Annotated in this window: 13 protein-coding genes; 3 read left to right on the top strand and 10 right to left on the bottom strand. The window is 70.7% G+C overall.

Going from position 1 to position 16,465, the window contains the following annotated elements:
• Nucleotides 1-35 precede the first annotated feature (35 nt).
• Nucleotides 36-719: a DUF5995 family protein gene (locus JIX56_RS38525; protein WP_257547659.1), complete on the top strand. Its 684-nt coding sequence runs from the start codon at nt 36-38 to the stop codon at nt 717-719.
• 139 nt (nt 720-858) lie between these two features.
• The gene (locus tag JIX56_RS38520) at nt 859-1,785 is read left to right on the top strand and encodes an LLM class F420-dependent oxidoreductase (protein WP_257547657.1); all 927 of its coding nucleotides are present in this window, start codon (nt 859-861) and stop codon (nt 1,783-1,785) included.
• A 15-nt stretch (nt 1,786-1,800) separates the two neighbouring features.
• Here JIX56_RS38520 and JIX56_RS38515 read toward each other — a convergent pair whose 3' ends face one another.
• The 9 genes from JIX56_RS38515 to rpe all read right to left on the bottom strand — a co-directional run bounded on the left by JIX56_RS38515 (nt 1,801) and on the right by rpe (nt 12,301).
• Complete coding sequence (locus JIX56_RS38515) at nt 1,801-3,513, bottom strand: flavin monoamine oxidase family protein (RefSeq protein ID WP_257547655.1); 1,713 nt, start codon at nt 3,511-3,513, stop codon at nt 1,801-1,803.
• A 45-nt stretch (nt 3,514-3,558) separates the two neighbouring features.
• Complete coding sequence (locus JIX56_RS38510) at nt 3,559-4,347, bottom strand: carbon-nitrogen hydrolase family protein (protein WP_257547653.1); 789 nt, start codon at nt 4,345-4,347, stop codon at nt 3,559-3,561.
• Nucleotides 4,348-4,585: 238 nt separating this feature from the next.
• On the bottom strand, nt 4,586-5,782 hold the full coding sequence (locus tag JIX56_RS38505) for an MFS transporter (protein WP_257547651.1): 1,197 nt from the start codon (nt 5,780-5,782) through the stop codon (nt 4,586-4,588).
• Nucleotides 5,783-5,998: 216 nt separating this feature from the next.
• Nucleotides 5,999-6,451, bottom strand: coding sequence for an Lrp/AsnC family transcriptional regulator (locus tag JIX56_RS38500; protein WP_037701371.1), 453 nt, complete (start codon nt 6,449-6,451; stop codon nt 5,999-6,001).
• 10 nt (nt 6,452-6,461) lie between these two features.
• Nucleotides 6,462-7,964 (bottom strand): amino acid permease, encoded by a 1,503-nt coding sequence (locus JIX56_RS38495; RefSeq protein WP_257547650.1) that lies wholly within the window; start codon nt 7,962-7,964, stop codon nt 6,462-6,464.
• Nucleotides 7,965-8,413: 449 nt separating this feature from the next.
• Nucleotides 8,414-9,856, bottom strand: a complete 1,443-nt coding sequence (locus JIX56_RS38490; protein WP_257547648.1) for a GuaB1 family IMP dehydrogenase-related protein — start codon at nt 9,854-9,856, stop codon at nt 8,414-8,416.
• Nucleotides 9,857-9,987: 131 nt separating this feature from the next.
• Complete coding sequence (locus JIX56_RS38485; protein ID WP_257547646.1) at nt 9,988-10,341, bottom strand: barstar family protein; 354 nt, start codon at nt 10,339-10,341, stop codon at nt 9,988-9,990.
• Nucleotides 10,342-10,433: 92 nt separating this feature from the next.
• On the bottom strand, nt 10,434-11,477 hold the full coding sequence (locus JIX56_RS38480) for a sugar-binding transcriptional regulator (protein ID WP_257547644.1): 1,044 nt from the start codon (nt 11,475-11,477) through the stop codon (nt 10,434-10,436).
• 137 nt (nt 11,478-11,614) lie between these two features.
• The gene (gene rpe / locus JIX56_RS38475; RefSeq protein WP_257547642.1) at nt 11,615-12,301 is read right to left on the bottom strand and encodes a ribulose-phosphate 3-epimerase; all 687 of its coding nucleotides are present in this window, start codon (nt 12,299-12,301) and stop codon (nt 11,615-11,617) included.
• 191 nt (nt 12,302-12,492) lie between these two features.
• Between rpe and JIX56_RS38470 the strand changes: the two genes are divergently transcribed.
• A complete protein-coding gene (locus tag JIX56_RS38470; RefSeq protein WP_257547640.1) occupies nt 12,493-14,664 on the top strand; it encodes an MMPL family transporter in 2,172 nt (723 codons plus the stop codon).
• 130 nt (nt 14,665-14,794) lie between these two features.
• Here the strand turns inward: JIX56_RS38470 and JIX56_RS38465 are convergent, their stop codons facing one another.
• Entirely contained in the window at nt 14,795-16,225 is a 1,431-nt protein-coding gene (locus JIX56_RS38465) for an RsmB/NOP family class I SAM-dependent RNA methyltransferase (protein WP_257547638.1), read from the bottom strand.
• Between the last annotated feature and the right edge of the window lie 240 nt (nt 16,226-16,465).

Below are 16,465 nucleotides of genomic sequence, written 5' to 3'. Positions count from 1 at the left end.
ACCGGTGTCAGCGTAGGCCTGGGACCCTGCCCCCTATGGCGCAGTTGGAACATTTCACCAATTCCGTGGATTCAGTAGACACAGTCGTCTCCCGTATGCGCGCCCTCGATGCGGTCCTGCCCGAGCGGGACGGGGTCGCGGTCTTCAACCGCGTCTACCTCACCGTCACGGAGGCCATCGACCGGCGGCTGGACGCCGGCCGCTTCCCGGACGCCGAGGCCGCGATCACCCTGGACGTGCTCTTCGCCGAGCGGTATCTGCGGGTCGCCGAGGGAGGGTGTACGCCCGCGTGCTGGCGGCCGTTGCTGCAGTTCCGGCGCCATCCCGGCGTACGACCGCTGCAGTTCGCCCTGTCCGGCATCAATGCGCACATCGGGCACGATCTCGCGCTCGCCGTCGTGGACACCTGCCGTACGCTCGGCTGCGAACCCGTCGATCTGGAGGACGAGTTCGAGTATGTGGGCGATGTCCTCGTGTCGTTGGAGGAGCGCATCCGCGAGGAGCTGATGCCGGGTCCGGATCTCCTCCAGATCGCCGATCCGCTCACCCATCTGCTCGGCGCGTGGAGTCTGGAACGGGCCCGTGAGGCCACCTGGTCGGCCGCTCGCGCGCTCTGGGCGCTGCGCGGACTCCCCGATCTCGCCGAGGAGTTCGGCCACCGTCTGGACGCGGCGGTGGGCCTGGCGGGCCGCATGCTGCTGACCCCGCTGCCGGACTGAACCGCACGCCGCCGACGTCACCGCCGGGCCGGAACGGACCGACCCGCCGAACCGGAGCGAACAGACCCGCGCCGAGCGCACTGCTTTGTGAACGTAATACGTTCGACTTGAGCAGATCCCTCGCAGAGGAGCACATGGCATGGCGTTACGGCTCGGGCTCGCCCTTCCCCAGATGCGGCAGTACGACATCGGAAAGGACGTGCCCGACGTGGCGCGTACGGCCGAGGGCATCGGCTACGACAGTCTGTGGGTCTTCGAACGGGCCCTGTTCCCGGAGCCACCGTCGCAGGGCCTCTACGGCCTGGAGGGCCTGCCCTGGCCGGACCACTACCGGCATGTGGCCGAGCCCCTGGTCACGCTCACCCTGGCCGCGGCCGCCACCGAGCGGGTCCGGCTGGGCACGAGCCTGATCGCCCCGCTGCACGTGCCGTTCCAACTCGCCAAGTCCCTCGCCTCGTTGGACGCGGCGAGCGGCGGCCGGGTGGTCGCGGGCCTCGGCACCGGCTGGTCCCTCGACGAGTACGCCGCGGCGGCCGTCCGGCCCTTCGAGGAGCGCGGCCAGGTACTGGAGGAGCTGATCGGGGTGTGTCGGGCGGTCTGGGGCCCGGACCCGGTGTCGTACGACGGACGGCTCACGAAGATCGCCTCCGCCGTCGTGGGTCCCAAGCCCCGCCGGCCCATCCCCATCCTGCTCTCCGGGAGCACCGCGAGAGCCCGGCGCAGACTCGTCGACCACGCCGACGGCTGGCTGCCGGTCGGCCTGGGCGTCGAGGAACTGGCCACCCAGTGGCGCCAGTTGCGCAATCTTGCCACCGAACGCCGCCGCATCAGGCCGCTCCGGTCGGTGCTGCGGATCAATGTGCAGTACCAGGTCAAGGCCTACGAAGGCGCGGACCGCCACCCCTTCCAGGGCAACGCCGACCAGCTCGCCGAGGACCTCGCCGCCCACGCCGCGATCGGCCTCGACGAGATCTTCCTCGACCTCCAGTACGGCCTGCGGGACGCCGAGGAACTCAAGGACGTGGCCGCCGAGGTGTACGCGTCGGCCCGGGCGGCCGGGATCTAGGTCGCCGAACTCGCCCTAGTCCTCCGGGAGTTCCACCGGCGCGATCTCGTCGTAGACGTCCCCCGGCCCGGGGTTGGTCGCGTCCGTCGCCCCGCCGAAGTGGTGCATGACCCCCCAGACCGCGTTGAGCGCGGTCTGGATCGCGCCCTCGGCCCAGCCGGCCGTCCAGGAGATGTCGTCACCGGCGAGGAAGATGCCCCGCTTGTCCTCGGGCAGCCGGTCCTGCATGAAGTGCGTGAACAGGCGCCGCTGGTAGCGGTAGTGGCCGGGCAGGTTGGCCTTGAACGCGCCCATGAAGTACGGCTCGTTCTCCCAGGAGACCGTCACCGGGTTGCCGATGATGTGGCTCCGGATGTCGACGTTCGGGTAGATCTCACCGAGCGACTTCAGCATGACCTCCATCCGCTCACTCGCGGACAGCGGCAGCCACTTCAGGCTGTCGTCGCACCATGTGTAGGAGAGGCAGATGACGGCGGGTTTGTCCGGACCGTCGTCGAGGAGGTAGGTGCCGCGCGTCATCCGGTCGGTGAGCGTCATCGACATGACGTCACGGCCGGTCGGGTTTCCCCTGTCGTCGACGGCCTTGTCCAGCCAGAACGGCCGGTCGACGGGGACGAACAGCTTGCTCGACTCCATGTAGTGGGTCCGCTCGATCGCCGTCCAGTGGTCGATCGGGAAGAGCGAGTCGTCGCAGGCGATCTTCGACAGCAGCATCCAGGACTGGGCGGTGAAGATCGCCGCCGGGTACGTACGGATGTCCCCGTTCGCGTCTGTCACGGTGATCCGGTTGCCGGCGGTCCGGTGCAGCCGGGTCACGGCGGGCCGCGGCTCGCCGTCCGTGTGCAGGGACTTCAGCGACGTCCCGTACGGCCAGTGCACGATCTTCTCCGGCTCGCGCTCCCAGAGCCGCAGCGGAAGCTGCTGGCTGCCGCCGACGATGCCGCGGTGGTGGTCGTCGGCCTCGGTGTAGACGACCCGCAGGATCTCCAGGATGGAGTTCGGGAAGTCGGTGTCCCAGCCGCCGGTGCCGAAGCCGACCTGGCCGAAGATCTCGCGGTGCCGGAAGGACTTGAAGGCCTCGGAGTCGCAGAGGAAGCCGTAGAAGGTCTGGTTGTCGAGCCGCTCGACGAGCTTCGCCCAGATCTCCCGGATGCGCGGCACGTCCCGCTCGCGCAGCGCCCGGTTCATGTCGGAGAAGTCGGCGCCCTCTTCGAGACAGGCGTTCCAGGCCGCGGCGACATCCCGGTAGACCTGCGGCAGGTCGTCGATCGTCTCGGCGTAGTGCGACTCGCCCTTGAGATCGACGACGGTCGAAGGCGTCACGTCCGCGAGCGGATTGGGGAAGGGCCGGGTCTCCAGCCCGACCAGGTCGATGTAGTGCTGGAGCGCCGTGGAGGACGGCGGAAAGCGCATGGCGCCCATCTCGGCGGTGAGCGACGGATCGCACCCCTCGAACCCGACCGTCCGCAGCCGCCCGCCGATCCGGTCGGCCTCGTACACCACGGGCTTCAGCCCCATCTTCATCAGCTCGTACGCCGCCACGATGCCGGACAGCCCGCCGCCGATGACCGCGACCTCGGTCCCCTGCTCGGTCGCCGGGATCTGGCCCAGACCGGCCGGGTGGGCCAGGAAGTCGTCGTACGCGTACGGGAAGTCCGGGCCGAACATGGTGATCGGCGGCTGCTGCTCGTCTGCGTGCTCGATGGCGTTGGGCACGGTGGACGTCATGGGGTACGGACTCCTTGCGACAAGAAAGGTACGGGGTGGCGGATCTCAGACGAGGGACCCGTAGAGGCCGGGACGGCGGTCGTTCAGATACGGGTTCGCCTCGCGCGAGGCCGCGAGGAGGGCGGGGTCGACATCGGCGAGGACGAGTTCCTCCTCGCGCCCGGCGCGGGTGCGCGCGACCCCGTCGGGCCCGGCCAGCGTGGACAGCCCGACGAACTCGAACTCCCCTTCCCGGCCGACCCGGTTGACGTACGCGACATACATCTGGTTCTCGAACGCCCGCACCGGGATCATCGACTCCGCGACGAACTGGAACGGATGCATCTGGGCCGTCGGCACCACCAGCAGATCGGTCCCGGCGAGGGCGTGCGCACGGACGTTCTCCGGGAACTCCACGTCGTAGCAGATCATGATCCCGACCCGGAGCCCGCCCAGTTCGGCCTGTACGACGGGCTGCTCGCCCGGCGTGAAGTGGTCCCGCTCGAAGCAGCCGAAGAGATGGGTCTTGCGGTAGTTGGCGAGCCGGATGCCGTCGGCGGAGATGAGCTGGGCGGAGTTGAAGACCGCCTCACCGGCACGCTCCGGATACCCGTACGCGATCGCGACCCCGTGCCGCCCCGCGAGGTCGGCGACCGCCTCGGCGGAGTCACCGTCGGCGGCCTCGGCGAGCCGACCTATGTCGTCGCCGATCGCATACCCGGTCAAGAACATCTCCGGCGCCACCAACAGCCCCGCCCCACCCGCGGCCGCCCGCCCAGCGGCTTCGTCGAGCACCTTCAGGTTCCCGACGACCGAGCCGGGACGACCGGAGCTCTGGAGCAGGGCGGTACGCATGCGTGTTCCTCACCGGGACAAAGGGGGGTTCGGGGGGCCACATAGACGGTACGGTCGGCGCGCCGGGCCGGACAAGCGGCAGCCATTGCGCGCCGATGAGGGATTCGTTGCGTGCGCGACGGGGTGGACGACGATTCGTTGCGTACTTCCTGAGAGGGGCTCACTCAAGGGGCGCGGGGAACTGCGCGACCAGCCACGACGAGCCTGCAGCCGCCCGAGATCCCCACGCCCCCACCCCCTAGGCGCCCCTCCGCACCAACACGATCGCCGTCACCGCATACGGCACCGCGAACAAGGCGAACACGACCCCGTGCGCATACGACGCACCGACCATGGCGTACGCGGCGAAGACACCCACCGTGGCCAGTTCGGTCCCCATACTCGCGACGGACGTCAGCGTCGCCCGACGAGCCGCCTCGATCCGGTCCTGCAGCCGCGCGTCGGCAAGGACGTTGACCAGCTGAAAGCCGCCGAAGGCGACAGCCACAAGCCCGATCCCGACCGGAGTACCCATCAGCGAACCCACGGCCAGGGCGAACGCCGATCCCGCGAGCACCAGCCCGAGCCCGCTCATGCCCAGCCGCTCACCGACGCCGGTCAACAGGCTGCCGATCGCCGGCCCCACCCAGATCACCAGCAGCAGATACGGGACCGTCTGCTCGGCGACCCCGGTGTTCCGGACGAGCAACGGCGTGTACTCGTCGAGGGCCCCCCAGACCGCCCCGACGGCCGGAACGAGCAGCAGCGCCCCGCGTACGGAACGGTCCCGGCGGGCCTCCGCGAGCCCGGTCCGCAGGGTGGCGAACGTGGAGGCCCGCTCCTTCCCTTCGGTCACCGCTTCCCGGTGCTCGGGGAACCGCGTCGCCACCACCGAGGTCAGCACACAGACCAGCACACTCGCCGCGCCCACGGCCGGGTAGCCACCGAAGTCGAGCACCGGCCCGGCCAGCCCCATCGCCGCCATCACGGCGACCATCCCGAACGCCTGGGCCCGGCCGATGACACGCGCATACCGGTCGGCCGCACCCAGCCGGTCCAGCTCGTCGTACACCAGTGCCTCCAGCGCCCCGGAGCCGAGCGCACCGCGCACACCCCACAGGACGAAGCCGAGGGCGAAGGCCCAGTACGACGGAACGATCACCCACAGGGCGAAGCCGGCGGCCGTGAGCAGCGGCCCCAGCCACAGCAGCAGCCGTCGGGAGACCGCGTCGGCCCAGGCGCCGGAGGGAACCTCCAGCAGAATGCCCGTGATCGACCACAGGGCGAACAGTGAGGAGATCTGCCAGATCGACAGCCCGGTGTCGCTGAACAGCAGCGCGTACACCGGGTAGAGCAGCACGAAGTCGTCGAGGAACGCGTATCCGTACAGCGTGACCGTCAGCCGCCGGACACCACCGGTTCCGACACTGGGCACACGCGCAGGTGAGAGAGTCATGAGGCCTTCCCGAAGGAGCGATTCGGACGTCGGAGGAACGGCGTCCGAGGCGGCCCTCGGGAGACACGGCTGGTGGATCAATGTCGCCAGGTCATGAGACCGATGGTAGGCGCTGAGGGCGACTTTTGAGCCGCCGACCAGCAATAAGGGGCGCGGGGAACCGCGCGAGAACCACGACGAACCCGCAGCCGCCCGACAACCTGCCCACCCTTGCTACTAGGCGGGCGCCCCGGAAGAAAACCGCCGCAGCAAAGGCGACAGCACAAGCACCGACTTCGTCCGCTCGACGAACGGCTCCCCGGCGATCCGCTCGAGCACCCGCTCGAAGTGCCGCATGTCCGACGCGAAAACCTGCACCACGGCATCCGCTTCGCCGGTGACCGTCGACGCCGCGACGACCTCCTGATACCGCTCCAGCCCCCGCTGGATCGTCTCCGGCGACGTGTTCCGCCGGCAGTAGATCTCGACGAACCCCTCGGTCTCCCACCCGAGCGCGGCGGGGTCCACCCGCACGGTGAATCCGGTGATCGCCCCGGTGGCCCGCAGTCGGTCCACCCGCCGTTTGACCGCGGGCGCGGAGAGCCCGACGAGTTGGCCGATGTCGGAGTAGGAGCGGCGGGCGTCCTCGGCGAGGGCGTGCACGATGCGTTCGTCGAGATCGTTCAGCACTGCGGGTGGATCACTTCTCTGGAGTCGACGGAGCTGAGGGAGACGGTGAAGTCGATGGGGTCGCGAGACGGGAGCGGCGATAGCCGTAACTGAAGTAGAACACGAGCCCGACAGCCATCCAGACGCCGAAGACGACCCAGGTGACGCTGTCGAGGCTGCCCATCATCCAGACGCAGAACGCGAACCCCAGCGCGGGCAGCACCGGCGACAGCGGCACCCGGAAGGTCCGCGGCATGTCCGGCCGGGTCCGCCGCAGTACCACGACGGCCACATTGACCAGCGCGAACGCGAACAACGTGCCGATGCTCGTCGCATCGGCGAGCTGCCCCAGCGGAATGGCCGCGGCGAGCACACCGCAGAACAGCGAGACGATCACGGTGTTGACGCGAGGCGTCCCGGTCCTCGGGTGCACGCGTGAGAACACCGTGGGCACGAGCCCGTCCCGGGACATGGCGAACAGGATGCGGGTCTGCCCGTACAGCACGGTCAGCACCACACTCGCGATGGCGATGACCGCGCCGGCCGCCAGCAGCGTCCCCCAGAACGCGTCCCCGGTGACGTCCTTCATGATCCCGGCGAGCGCCGCTTCGGACTCGCCGAACCGCTCCCAGGGCCGCGCCCCGATCGCGACGGCGGCGACCAGCACGTACAGCGCGGTGACGATGACCAGGGACAGCATGATCGCGCGCGGCAGATCACGCTGCGCGTTCTTCGCCTCCTCACCGGCGGTCGAGGCCGCGTCGAACCCGATGTACGAGAAGAAGAGCGTCGCCCCGGCCGCGCTGACACCGGCCATGCCGAGCGGCATGAAGTTCTCGTAGTTGCCGGACCGGAAGCCCTGCAGACCGATGAGGCAGAAGAGCAGCAGAGCGGCGATCTTCACCACGACCATGATCGTGTTGGCTCGGGCGGACTCCCGGGCCCCGCCCAGCAGGAACGCCATCGCGAGCAGCACGACGATCAGCGCGGGCAGGTTGAAGATGCCCCCGTCGCCGGGCGGCGCGGACAGCGCGGCCGGAAGGGTCACTCCGACGGTCCCGTCCAGCAGCTCGTTGAGGTACTCGCCCCAGCCGACGGCGACGGCCGACACCGACACCCCGTACTCCAGGACCAGACACCAGCCGCAGACCCATGCGACCAGCTCGCCCATCGTTGCGTACGCGTACGAGTACGAGGACCCGGAGACCGGGATGGTGCCGGCCAGCTCCGCGTACGACAGGGCCGAGAACAGCGCGGTGAGACCGGCGATCACGAAGGAGAGGGTGACGGCGGGCCCGGCCTTGGGAACGGCCTCGCCGAGGACGACGAAGATGCCGGTGCCGAGCGTGGCACCGATGCTGATCATCGTCAGCTGCCACAGCCCGAGGGATCTCCGCAGCGACCCTCCCTCACCCTGGCCACCCTCCGCGACCAGGCGTTCCACGGGCTTGCGGCGCATCAGCCGCGCCCCGACGCCGTCGGGCGGCGGGGCCGGCTGCTTGTCGTTCTGCGGGGGTGCGCCTTGGTCGAGCACGCGTGGCTCCTTCATCGCTGCCGGTCAGGGCGGGTGAGGACCGACAGCACCGAACAGCAGGGGGCCACCGAGCAGGAGGTCCCCGCCACGCCACGTACAGCGCATGACCCTATGAGCCGGAGCTTCACGAGCGTAATGCGGCAACCTTGCGCACTTCCGCAAGATCGTTGCGTACATCGAACGAGGGCGAAGCTTCGTTGCACGGCTCCTTAAAACCCTTGCGCCCCGAGCTCGAAGGCGGCCTAGTGCCGCGTCAGCCAAGGTTCGCCCCGTCGCGACGCCCGGCACGCTCCCCCATTCTCGGCTTCGCTCGAACGGGAGGGGCCCCCACCGCCGCACCGGCCGAAAGCCCAAGTACGTCCGGTCCATCGACGAGGACTTCCGGCCGGCACGCCGAGAGCACGCACCGGACGCCGCTCCTTGACGGGCAAACCTTGGCTGACGCGGCACTAGCTCCAGCTGGCGTGCAACGGCTTACCCTCCGCATACCCGGCCGCACTCTGAATCCCCACCACGGCCCGCTCCGCGAACTCCTCCAGAGACCCGGCCCCCGCATACGTGCAGGACGACCGCACTCCCGCGATGACCGAGTCGATCAGATCCTCGACCCCGGGCCGGACCGGATCCAGGAACATCCGCGAAGTGGAGATGCCTTCCTCGAACAGCGCCTTGCGCGCCCGGTCGTACGCCGACTCCTCGCTCGTACGGTTGCGAACGGCCCGCGCCGACGCCATCCCGAACGACTCCTTGTACAGCCGCCCGTCGGCGTCCTGCTGAAGGTCGCCCGGCGACTCGTACGTCCCCGCGAACCACGACCCGATCATCACGTTCGACGCGCCCGCGGCCAGCGCCATGGCGACATCACGGGGGTGCCGCACACCACCGTCGGCCCACACGTGCTTCCCGTACTTCTTCGCCTCGGCGGCGCACTCCAGAACGGCCGAGAACTGCGGCCGCCCGACCCCGGTCATCATCCGGGTCGTGCACATGGCACCCGGGCCGACACCGACCTTGACGATGTCCGCGCCCGCCTCGATCAGGTCCCGGACACCCTCCGCGGCGACGATGTTGCCCGCGACGATGGGCACCCGGGGGGCGAGGTCCCGCACCAGCTTGATCGCGTTGATCATCGACTCCTGGTGGCCGTGCGCGGTGTCGATGACGAGCGTGTCGACACCCGCGTCCAGCAGTTCCTGGGCCTTGCCCGCGAAGTCGCCGTTGACGCCGACGGCGGCGGCTATGCGCAGCTTGCCGTCGGCGTCGACGGCCGGCGTGTAGAGCGTGGCCCGCAGGGCGCCCTTGCGGGTGAGGATGCCGGCGAGGCGGCCGTCCTTGTCGACCGCGGGCGCGTACCGGCGGTTGGCCGCGTCGAGCCGGTTGAAGGCCTCGCGCGGGTCGATGTCGGCGTCCAGGAGCAACAGGTCGCGGGACATGACGACTTCGAGCTGGGTGAAGCGGTCGACGCCGGTCAGATCCGCGTCGGTGACGACTCCGACGGGCCGGAGCGCCTCGTCGACGACGACGCCCGCGTTGTGCGCGCGCTTCGGCAGCAGGGCCAGCGCGTCGGCGACCGTCTGGTGCGGGTTCAGCACGATCGGGGTGTCGAGGACGAGATGGCGGCTCTTCACCCAGGAGATGACGTCGGTGACGACCTCGTTCGGGATGTCCTGCGGGATGACCACCAGGCCACCGCGGCGGGCGACCGTCTCGGCCATGCGGCGGCCGGCGATGGCGGTCATGTTGGCGACGACGAGCGGGATGGTGGTGCCCGTGCCGTCCGGGGAGGCCAGGTCCACGTCCTGCCGCGATCCGACGGCGCTGCGGCTCGGGACCATGAAGACGTCGTCGTACGTCAGGTCGTACGCGGGCTGGATGTCATTGAGGAAACGCACGTGCCGCACATCCCAGTCGATCAGAGGTGACCCCCTGACAGGACCGCCAGGGGGAAGAGCACGTACTTCATTGTCCCATGTCGGCGGGTATGAGCGGCCCCGACGGATCGTCCAGAGGGGCCGTGGGCGGCCTAGGAGGATCCTCCGAGAGCCAGCACGATCCGCAGCTCGGTGGCGGTGCCGGTCCAGTGGTCGGCGGCGTCCGCGAACACCTCCCGTGCGATGCTCCAGTCGTTCGGCTCGGCCCCCGCGTACTCCTGCCAGCCGGTGATCACGACCAGGCGTCCCCGTACGGGCGGCGCCCACGACAGGTCGGTGAGGCAGTCGGCGAGGGCGTCCCAGTTGCGGCCGAAGTACTCGGGCAGGTCGAAGGCGCGGGCGCAGCGGTCCATGAAGGCGGGCTTGTCCGTGACACCGCCGAGGTCCAGCCCGATGTGGACCCAGCCGCCGGCGCCCAGTACTTCGGCGAGCGTGCCCTCACTCATCTCAACACCGTCCTGTACGACTCGTACTGACTGATCGCCGGCCCCGGCCGGGGCCGGCGGACGCACCCCGCCGACCCACGTGGAGCGCCCCGTCAGGGCCCGTCCGGGTCCGCCCGGTTGAGCGCCGGCCGCGGCGTCGGACCGGCCATCAGCAGGTAGTCCGCCGCCGATGTGTCGGTGACGAGGCTGGTCACCAGCCCCGACCGCAGGACGGCGTCGATCGCGGCCGCCTTGCGCTGGCCGCCCGCGATCGCCACGACCTCGGGGATACGGCGGAGCTGGTCGGCCTTGACCGTGATGCACCGCTCGCCCAGGTCACGCCCGACACGGCGGCCATCGGAGTCGAAGAGGTGTGCGGACATCTCGGCGGCGACACCGAGGGAGGCGTAGTGGCCGCGCTCCTCGTCGCTGAGCATGTCGTGCACCGTGGAGATGCCCGCCTCCCACGAGCCGATGGAGACACAGGCGACCGTGACCTTGTCGAAGTACTCGAAGGCCCGGGCGATCCCGGTCTGGTTGCGCAGCGCGGCCGCGGTGGCCGCGTCCGGCAGCAGCATCGGCGCGTAGATGGGGTGGGCGTCGCCGCCCGACACCTGCGCGGCCCGCCGTACCGCCTCGACCGAGCCGCGCTCGGCGGTCCCGGCGTCGTACACGCCTGTCAGCTGCACCACCGTGCAGGGCGGCAGCCGGTCCAGGGCGGCCGCCATGTGGATGGTGGAGCGCCCCCAGGCGAGGCCGAGGACATCGCCCTCGTTCACCAGTTCGCCGAGCAGGTCCGCAGCCACCTCACCGAGGTTCTCCGGGTCGGGCGACTCCTCGGCGTCGGCCGGCGACTCGACGACCACGGCGTGCCTGAGGCCGTAGCGAGCGCGCAGCGCGTCGGAGCGGTCGGCGTCCAGCTCCGCGGGGACGCGGATCTCGATGCGTACGAGATCCCGTTCGAGGGCGGTCTCCAGAACCCGGGCCACCTTGAAGCGGCTCACGCCGAACTCCTCGGCGATCTGGATCTTGGATTTGCCCTCGAGGTAGAAGCGGCGGGCCATGGCCGCCGCCTGAACCAGCTCAGCGGGTCCCATCCGCATGGCTGACCGGCCCGCCGACATACCCGACACGGCCATCTCCTCACTGCTCTTCACACATGGATACGCCGTTCATCCTTGCAGATCCGGCGTTTTCGATCAGCCCGAAGGAACGTCGTTCACGTTCCCTTGGCCCTGTGGTCGCCCGACGTGCCACGCCCGCCTCGGCGTTCGCACGGCCGTACGCCCGTGACTCAGTGGCCGCAGGCCCAGCCGGCGGTTGCCGTCGTGGCCTCCGCCTGGGCCCGCAGCGCACGCACCGCCGCGGCCGGGTCCTCCGCCCCGTACACCGCGGAACCGGCGACGAAGACGTCGGCGCCCGCCTCGGCGCAGCGCTCGATGGTGGACTCGGCGACGCCGCCGTCGACCTGGAGCCACAGGTCGAGGCCGTGCTTGCTGATCAACTCGCGGGTCCGGCGGATCTTGGGGAGCATGATGTCGAGAAAGGCCTGGCCTCCGAAGCCCGGTTCGACCGTCATGATCAGCACCATGTCGAGCTCGGGCAGCAGGTCCTCGAACGGCTCGATCGGCGTCGCGGGCCTGAGCGCCATGGAGGCTCTGGCTCCCTTGGCCCGGATCTCGCGGGCGAGCCGCACCGGTGCGGCGGCCGCCTCCACATGGAAGGTGACCGAACCGGCACCCGCTTCCACGTACTGGGGCGCCCACCGATCGGGGGCCTCGATCATCAGGTGGCAGTCCAGCGGCGTCCGAGTCGCGCGGGCCAGGGACTCCACGACCGGCACACCGAGCGTGAGGTTCGGGACGAAATGGTTGTCCATCACGTCTACATGGAGCCAGTCGGCCCCTTCGACCGCCTTCGCCTCGTCGGCGAGACGGGCGAAGTCGGCGGACAGGATGCTTGGGTTGATCTGCGCGGCCATGGACCAAGCCTCCCATGTCCACGACCGGTTGTTCGCCTCGGTCCGCACCTGGTCTCTCCAGCCGAAGCCGCCCGGCGGCGGCCCACGGCGTGCGGGGCGGCCCACCGGCCCGGCGTCATGCCGTGCCAGGCGGCCCACCGGCCCGGGGTTCGGCCCGCGGACCGGGTCCCCGTACGGCCGTGGGGGTGGCCGTGACGGAGACCCGGCGGGAGACGAGGCCGCCGGCCGGCCGGGGCATCGGGCACCTGGTGTGCGGGCGCCGCGCCAAGTGGGTCGTCCTGGTCCTGTGGCTGGTGGTGCTGTTCCTGACCGCCCCGCTCGCGCCGAAACTCACCGACGCCCAGGACAACGACGCTGCCTCCTGGCTGCCGGGCTCGGCCGAGTCCACCCAGGTCCTGGAGATCTCCGAGGGATTCCGGCCCGAGCAGATCCCCGCGGTGGTCGTCTACGCCCGCGAGAGCGGCCTCACGACCGAGGACCGGTCGAAGATCGAGGCGGACGTACGCGAACTCAAGGGGCTGACCGACCACGGGATCATCGGCTCCCAGACCCGCGGCCCCGTCTACGACCGTGAGACCGACCCGAGGGCCGCCCAGATCTACGTGCCGATCACGATGGACGAGAAGGGCTGGGAGCGGATCGCGCCCGCGGTCGACTCGATCCGGGACGGCGTGGGCGAGGGCGGCGGCGGGCTCGCCGTCCACATCACGGGTCCGGGCGGTACGTCCGCCGACTTCTCCGAGGCCTTCGAGGGCATCGACTCCACGCTGCTGGTGTCGGCGATGGCCGTCGTCATCGTGATGCTCCTGCTCACCTACCGCAGTCCGACCCTGCTCCTGGTCCCGCTGCTCGCCGTCATCGTCGCCCTCTTCACGGCCCAGGCCATGATCTATCTGCTGGCGGAGCATGGCGGCTTGACCGTGAACGGCCAGAGCGCGGGCATCCTCACCGTCCTCGTCTTCGGCGCGGGCACCGACTACGCCCTGCTGCTCGTGGCCCGCTACCGCGAGGAGCTGCGCCGCCACGAGGACCGCCACGAGGCGATGGCCCTGGCCCTGCACCGCGCGGGCCCGGCGGTGCTGGCGTCCGGCGCGACGGTCGTCCTGAGCATGCTGGTCCTGCTGGCCGCCGAGATGAACTCGACGAGCGGCCTGGGCCCGGTGGCGGCCGTCGGCGTCGCGGTCGCCCTGCTCGCGATGATGACGCTCTTCCCCGCCCTGCTGGTGATCTTCGGCCGCTGGATCTTCTGGCCGGTGATCCCCCACCTCGGCAGCGCCGACCCGACGGAGCGCGGTGTGTGGGCCCGGACGGGCCGCCGCTTCGCCCGCCGCCCTCGGATGGTCTGGGTCGCCACGGCCGCCGCGCTGGCCCTGTGCTCGCTGGGCCTGATCCAGCTGCGCGCGGAGGGCATCAGCAACGCGGACGCCTTCACGGGTGAGCCGGACTCGATCGTCGGCCAGGAGATCTCCGCGCGCTACTTCCCGGCGGGCAGCGGCGATCCTCTCGTGATCATCAGCAACCAGGCGCAGGCCCGGGAGGTGGGCCGCGTGGTCGCCGACACGGAAGGCGTCGTGGCGGACTCGCTCGGCCTGCCACCCGGCACCAAACCCGCCCACGAGGGCAAGGTCCTCTTCGAGGCCACCCTGTCCGACCCCTCCGACAGCGAGGCGGCCAAACAGACCGTGGAACGTGTCCGGGACGCCGTCCACGACGTGCCGGACGCCGACGCCCAGGTGGGCGGCGGTACGGCGGCCCTGCTGGACATGGACGAGGCGACGACCCGCGACAACATCCTGATCATCCCGCTGGTGCTGGTCGTGGTCCTGCTGATCCTCTGCGCCCTGCTCCGCGCCCTGATCGCCCCGCTCCTGCTGATCGGGACCGTGATCCTTTCCTTCGCCGCGGCGCTGGGCATCAGCGCGCTCGCCTTCAGACACCTCTTCGACTACGCGGGCGAGTCGACCGACTTCCCGCTGTTCGTCTTCGTCTTCCTGGTCGCCCTGGGCATCGACTACAACATCTTCCTGACCACCCGCATCCGCGAGGAGGCCGCCCACCAGGGCACCCGCAAGGGCGTGGTGACGGGCCTCGCGGCGACCGGCGCGGTGATCACCTCGGCCGGCCTGGTCCTCGCCGGCACCTTCGCCGCGCTCGGCACCCTCCCCATGGTCGCCTTCGCCGAGATCGGCTTCGCGGTCGCCCTGGGCGTCCTCCTGGACACCTTCATCGTGCGGTCCGTACTGGTCACCGCCCTGTTCCTGGACGTCGGACCGAAGGTGTGGTGGCCCCACCGGCTGGCGCGCGAGGACGGCGGCGCGACGGGGAAGGAACCGGTGGAGAGCGGTGCCGGGCCGGGCAGATGAGGATCTCGCGCGGCCTGACGGACGAGGGTCGTCGATGCGATCGCGATCCCGTGGGTGAAAGCTGCTCACCCACCCGAACCGCAGGCAGGCAGACAGGCAGGCAGCGGGCAGGCAGGCAGGCAGTGGCCGCCTACGCGGTCCGGCGGATCAACGCCAGATACATGGCGTCCGTTCCGTGCAGATGCGGCCACAGCTGTACGTCGGGACCCTCGCCCAGCGCCGGCACGCCCTCCAGGAGGGGCCGCGCGTCGATGAGGTCGGCCGCGCCGCCGTACTGCTTGAGCACGTCGTCGACAACGGCTCGGGTCTCGGCGAGGTGCGGCGAGCAGGTCGCGTAGCCGACGACACCACCGACCCGTACGGACTCCAGCGCGGTCCGCAGCAGCGCCCGCTGGAGCGGGGCGAACCCCTCCAGATCCTCGGGCCGCCGCCGCCAACGGGCCTCGGGCCGCCGCCGCAGGGCCCCGAGCCCCGTGCAGGGCACATCCATCAGCACCCGGTCGAAGGCCCCCGGCCGCCACGGCGGACGGGTCCCGTCCGCCGCGATGACCTGATACGGCCCGGGGTTGCCGTGCAGCGCCTTCGCGACGAGCCCCGCCCGGTGCGGCTGCTTCTCCGAGGCGAGCAGCACGGCCCCGCGCTCGGCGGCGAGGGCGGCGAGCAGCGCCGCCTTGCCGCCGGGCCCGGCACACCCGTCCAGCCATGCCTTGTCGGGCCCGTCGAGCGGCGCGTTCGCCAGGGCGAGCGCCACCAGCTGGCTGCCCTCGTCCTGCACACCCGCACGGCCCTCCCGTACGGCGTCGACGGCACCCGGCTCCCCGCCCTCGGAGAGCCGCACGGCGTACGGCGACCAGCGCCCCGCCACCGCGGCCTCCTCGCGGAGCAGTTCCTCGGTGGTGGCCCGCCCGGGCCGGGCGACGAGAGTGACCTCAGGCCGCTCGTTGTCGGCCTCCAACAGATCCTCGATGCCGGCGCGTCCACCGCCGAGCGAGTCCCAGAGCGCGGACACCACCCACCGGGGATGTGAGTGCACGACGGCGAGGTGGTCCTCCGGATCGTCGTCGTAGGGCGGTGCGACGCGTTCCAGCCATCCGTCGAGGTCATGCTGCGCGACCTTGCGCAGCACCGCGTTCACGAACTTGGCCCGCCCGTCCCCGAGCACGACCCGCGCGAGTTCGACGGAGGCGGACACGGCCGCGTGGGTGGGGATCCGCGTCCCCAGCAACTGGTGCGCACCGAGGCTGAGCACGTCCAGCACCGGCGGGTCGACCTCCCGCAACGGCCGGTCGACGCACTCCGCGATGACGGCGTCGTACGTCCCCTGCCGACGCAGCGTCCCGTACACGAGTTCGGTCGCCAGCGCCGCGTCCCGCCCGTCGAACTTGTCGGGCCCCTCTTTCTCCCGCGCCCTGCGCAACAGCGGCGGCAGAACGAGGTTCGCGTACGCGTCCCGCTCGTCCACGGCCCGCAACGCCTCGAAGGCGAGCATACGGACGGGGTCCTTCTGGGGACGGCGGTACGGCTTGCCCGGCTTACGCGGACGACGGGACTGCTCACTCACGAAAAAGGTGCTCCGGATACGGGATGAGATGCCGTGCCCAGCGTACGCCGCGGGGGCGGTACGCCGGGCATCGGCCACCTGGGGCCTGGGGGGGGCGGGAGGTCTGGGTCTGCTGGGTTGTTCCTGGGTCTGCCGGGGCGACCGGGACAGCTGGGCCTGCAGGGGTGTCCCTGAACCTGCCGAGCGCACCAGGACAGCCCGGACTCGCGGGCGGACCGGACTGGCCGAGCCGCCAGGCCA

It is taken from the genome of Streptomyces sp. CA-210063, assembly GCF_024612015.1.
Lineage (GTDB): Bacteria > Actinomycetota > Actinomycetes > Streptomycetales > Streptomycetaceae > Streptomyces.
This window is presented reverse-complemented; position numbering and strand designations above follow the sequence as displayed.